At 72.0% G+C, this 4,721-nt stretch carries 2 protein-coding genes; one reads left to right on the forward strand and one right to left on the reverse strand.

The window, feature by feature from the left end; all coding sequences use genetic code 11:
• The first annotated feature begins 278 nt into the window (after positions 1 to 278).
• Positions 279 to 3,026 (forward strand): exo-rhamnogalacturonan lyase family protein, encoded by a 2,748-nt coding sequence (locus AWZ10_RS23975; protein ID WP_046706322.1) that lies wholly within the window; start codon positions 279 to 281, stop codon positions 3,024 to 3,026.
• A 110-nt stretch (positions 3,027 to 3,136) separates the two neighbouring features.
• On the opposite strand, the gene AWZ10_RS23980 is transcribed toward AWZ10_RS23975, so the two are convergent.
• A partial coding sequence (locus AWZ10_RS23980; RefSeq protein WP_425264504.1) for an SCO7613 C-terminal domain-containing membrane protein occupies positions 3,137 to 4,721 on the reverse strand: 1,585 nt, incomplete at its 5' end.

Consider the following 4,721-nt stretch of genomic DNA (forward strand, 5'->3'; position numbering starts at 1 on the left):
CGGGCGGCGGACCGTGCTCGACCCCGCCGGATCGTTCCTGCTCGTCGGTGGACTGGCCGTGGTGGCCTGCTCCGCCTGGTTCGCCGCGCCGCTGGCGATCCCGGTCCTCGGGGCCGTCGCGGCGGCGGCCGTCGCCGTGGAGGAGCGGTACCGGCGCCGCCGCTGACCCGAGCGGACGGTGCCACGCACCCAGGTCGGCGCCCCGGAGGCGCCGCACCTGTCGCTGTCATGCCCCTGACTACCCGCACGCAAGACTTCCCGTACGGAAAGGAAAGGCCATGTCCCCCATCGACCGCAGGTCCCTTCTCAAGGCGGCCGCCGTCGCAGGAGCAGCCGCGCAGTTCAGCTGGGCGCTAGGGAGTACGAACGCGCAGGCGGCGCCCAGAGCCGAGACGGCCGAGGCGGAGCCGGTGACCCTGGACTGGCTGGAGGACGGCGGACTCGGCGCCGCTCCCGGTTCGACCGTGGGGGTGCCGTGGCCGAAGGGCGCGTACGAAAAGGAACAGTCGTTTTCCCTGACCGACGCGGACGGCAAGGCCGTGGCCGTGCAGTCCTGGCCCATCGGCTACTGGCCCGACGGCTCCCTCAAATGGACCGCGCACGCGGTGGGCGCGGGCGCCGGCTCCGGCAAGCTCACCCTCGCCGCGGGCACACCGACCGCGCCGGAGAAGAAGGTCACCGTCCACGAGCGGGCCGGCACCATCGACGTGTCGACCGGTGTCATCACCGCCAAGATCGGCAAGAGCGGCTCGACGCTCGTGAAGTCCGTGCTGCGCGGCTCCACCGAGATCGCCCACAGCGGGCGCCTGGTGCTGCTGCGCCAGCCCGAGATCGAGAGCGGCGACCAGGGCACGGAGAAGTCCCAGCGCTACGAGAGCGCCATCGACGAGGTGAAGGTCGAGCAGGAGGGCCCGGTGCGTGCCGTGGTCCGCATCGACGGCAAGCACCGCAGGGGAAGCCACAGCTGGCTGCCCTTCTCGATCCGCCTGTACTTCTACGCGGGCGCCGAGTCCTTCCGCATGGTGCACACCATCACCTTCGACGGCGACCAGGAGCCCGGAAAGGCCGGCGGCGACTTCATTCGCGGCATCGGCGTCCGCTTCGAGGTCCCGATGCGTGATGCCGCCTACGACCGCCACATCCGCATCGGCGGCGAGGGCACGGGTCTGCTGCGCGAGGCGGTCAAGGGCATCACGGGGCTGCGGCGCGACCCGGGGACGGCGGTGCGCACCGCCCAGTTCGAGGGGAAGAAGCTGCCGGACCCCGCCACCTGGGACCAGCGTGTCACGACCCGCCTGCAGTACATCCCCGAGTGGGGCGACTACACGCTCTCGCAGCTGTCCGCCGACGGCTTCGGTGTCCGCAAGCGCACCAAGAAGGGCCACGGCTGGATCCCGGCCGGCGGTGGCCGGCGGGCGAGCGGCTTCGGGTACGTCGGTGGCGCGTCCGGCGGATTCGCCTTCGGCCTCAGGGACTTCTGGGAGAAGTTCCCCGCCCAGCTCGACATCCGCGACGCCCAGACCGACACCGCCGAGGTCACCCTCTGGCTCTGGTCGCCCGAGGCGCAGCCCATGGACCTGCGCTTCTACCACGACGGCATGGGCCAGGACACCTTCGCCGAGCAGCTCGAAGGCCTCAACATCACCTACGAGGACTACGAGCCCGAGTTCGGTACCCCCTACGGCATCGCCCGCACCAGCGAACTCCTCTTCTGGGCCCATGAGTCCACGCCGGGCGCCGAAGCCATGGCCGAGCAGGTCGAGGCCGTCCGCACACCTCCGCAGCTCGCCACCCCGCCCAAGCAGCTCGTCAAGGCGGGCGTCTTCGGGCGGCTGTTCGCCGAGCCGGACCGCTCCACCGCCGCCAAGGCGAAGATCGAGGACCACCTCGACTTCCTCTTCACCTATTACAAGGACCAGGTGGAGATGCGCCGGTGGTACGGCTTCTGGGACTACGGCGACATCATGCACAGCTACGACCCCAGCCGACACCAGTGGTGCTACGACGTCGGCGGCTACGCCTGGGACAACTCCGAACTCTCGCCCGACCTGTGGCTCTGGTTCGCGTACATGCGCTCCGGGCGCGCGGACATCTTCCGTTTCGCCGAGGCCATGACCCGCCACACCGGCGAGGTCGACGTCTATCACCTGGGCAAATGGGCCGGCCTCGGCACCCGCCACGGCGTCCAGCACTACGCCGACAGCGCCAAGCAGCAGCGGATCGCCAACACCACCTACCGCCGCTACTACTACTTCCTCACCGCCGACGAACGCGTCGGCGACCTCATGCACGCCAACGTCGACTCCGACGAGACGTTCCTCGTCCTCGACCCGATCCGCAAGATCCGCACCGAGCCCTACACCCCCGACCGGAACGCGCTGTCGATCGGCTTCGGTACCGACTGGTCCGGTCTGGTCTCGGCGTGGCTGACCGAGTGGGAGCGGCGCGGGCCCAAGTGGGAGAAGGCCAAGGCGCGCGTGCTGTCGACCATGGAGACGATCGCGGCCCAGCCGAACGGCTTCGTCCAGGGCAACGCGCTCTACGACCTGGACACCGGCAAGTTCGCCGTCGCCACCGAGGCCAGGGTCGGCGTCTCGCACCTGTCGGCGATGTTCGGCCTGGTCGAGCTGAACGCCGAACTCCTCGACCAGATCGAGATGCCCAAGTTCAAGGAGGCCTGGCTCGACTACTGCCGCTACTTCAACGCGACGAAGGCGGAGCAGGCGGCGCGCTACGGCTCCAACTTCGGGAGCCTGCTGCTCTTCCAGGGCCACTCGCGGCAGGACGCGTACGCTGCCGTCCAGCTGGGCGACGACAAGCTGGCGGCCCGTGCGTGGCGGCAGTTCTACAACAGCGCCGACACCTGGGACTACAAGGAGTCGACCGACTGGTCCACGAAGAAGATCGAGGGGCCGACGGCGCTCGTGCCGGGCAGTGAGGCGGCGTGGGTGTCGACCAACGCGACGGCGCTGTACGGGTTGGCGGCGATCCAGAACCTGGCGCTGGTGGGCGACAAGATGCCGTGACGCTCCGCTGGGTGCGCCGAGGAAACGGGTTCGGGGCGCCTTGGCGTTGTGGGGAACTGCGGGGCCGTTGTGGCTGGTCGCGCAGTTCCCCGCGCCCCTGGAGTGGCGCCTCAGCCGAGCTTTCCCAGCATGTCCCGCACACGCCGTGCTTCGCGCAGCCGCTGCTCGTACGTGGCGCCCAGGGCGAGCAGTACCAGTCCCGCGAGTGCGGGAGGTACCCAGCGGGGCAGGGCGTCCACGACCTGGGCGATGTACGGCGCCAGTTCGTGCAGGGCGACCAGGGTGAGTGCCGTGCCGCCGAGGACGAGGGGGGCCTGGAGGCGCTGACGGGCGCCCAGAAGGGTGATCAGCAGGGCGGCGGCGCCCAGCAGCAGCGGGCGGAGCCAGTTCTCGTCGCCCCAGGCCGCGACGAGGCTCGGGACGAGTGTGACGGCGAGTCCCGGGCCGTACGCCGTCCAGGACGAGGCGGCCGGGTCCCGGCGCCGGCGCAGGTGGCCGACGACCAGGGCCGGGACGGTCACCGGCAGCGTGTACGCCTCCGGGGAGCCGACCTCCCAGGCCGCCAGCCGTACCCAGGAGGCCAGTACGAAGAGCGCGGTGGCGGCGTAGCCGAGGTGCCGGCGTTCCGGTCGTACGGCTGTGCCCGCGGCGATGACCCCGCAGAGCGCGAGGGTCAGGGCCAGGAGGGGCGGGTGTGCGGCGGACAGAGCGATGGCCAGGAGGCCGGCCGCGGCGCCGGTCGCCTCGATGGGGATCGTCATGGGCGAGTCGCCGAGGCGCGCCGCGAGCAGGGCCGCGGCGGCCGGGACGGTGAGGACGAGCAGAGCCGTGTGCTGCGGTTCCCAGCCGGCAGAGGCGCCGATCGCGCAGGTCAGGGCGGTGGCGTGGGTGAGGGACGCGGGCGCGGTGAGGGGGCCGAGGCCCGTGCGCCGAGCCGCCGCCGCGAACAGCGCGGTCGAGGCGACGAGGACGGTGAGGGTCGCCGTTTCGGTGGCGAGGGAGTGGAGGGCCAGGCTCAGGGAGGTGACGACGGCCAGGAGAGCGCCGGTGAGGGGCAGCGGTGCCCGGAGGCGCTCGGGCTTCGTCGGCCGAACGGATCCGGCGAGGCCCAGCGTCGCCATGGCCAGAAGACCCTGCACCACCAGCCCGGCCGTGTAGGGCAGTTCGAGGACCGCGGGGAGGACCAGGACCGTCGCCCAGGCGAGGACCCAGGCGCCGACCAGGGCCGGGATCCGCCAGGAGGCGGCACGCGTGGCCACGGTCAGGACCCCCGCGACGACGGCGAGTACGAGGGGCACGGTCGCCGTGTTCGGGGGCCATGGCGCGTCGAGCGTCACCGCCGCGCGGGCGTCCACGGGCGCACCGGACCAGACTCGTTCGACCCGGCTGACCGGGCCCAACAGCGCGATGGCCACGGTCGGCAGCGTGGTGGCCAGGGCGAGGCCCTGGACCACGGCGGAAGCGTGTGCGAGGCCTCGGCGTACGGGCTCGGGCGCCCGCGTTCGTACGGCGGCCGACAGGGCGATCCCGCAGAGGAGATGGGCCGGGACCGTCCACACCTCGGGCAGGACCGCGCGGGCGATGCCGCCGAGGCCGACGACCAGGAGGAGCCCGCCGGTGAGCGCGGTGCCCACGGCCAGGGCCGGCTTCGACGTGAGCCGGGCGGTCGTCAGGGCGATCGCCGCGGCGAGGGCG

The organism is Streptomyces europaeiscabiei, assembly GCF_001550375.1.
GTDB classification, from domain to species: domain Bacteria; phylum Actinomycetota; class Actinomycetes; order Streptomycetales; family Streptomycetaceae; genus Streptomyces; species Streptomyces europaeiscabiei.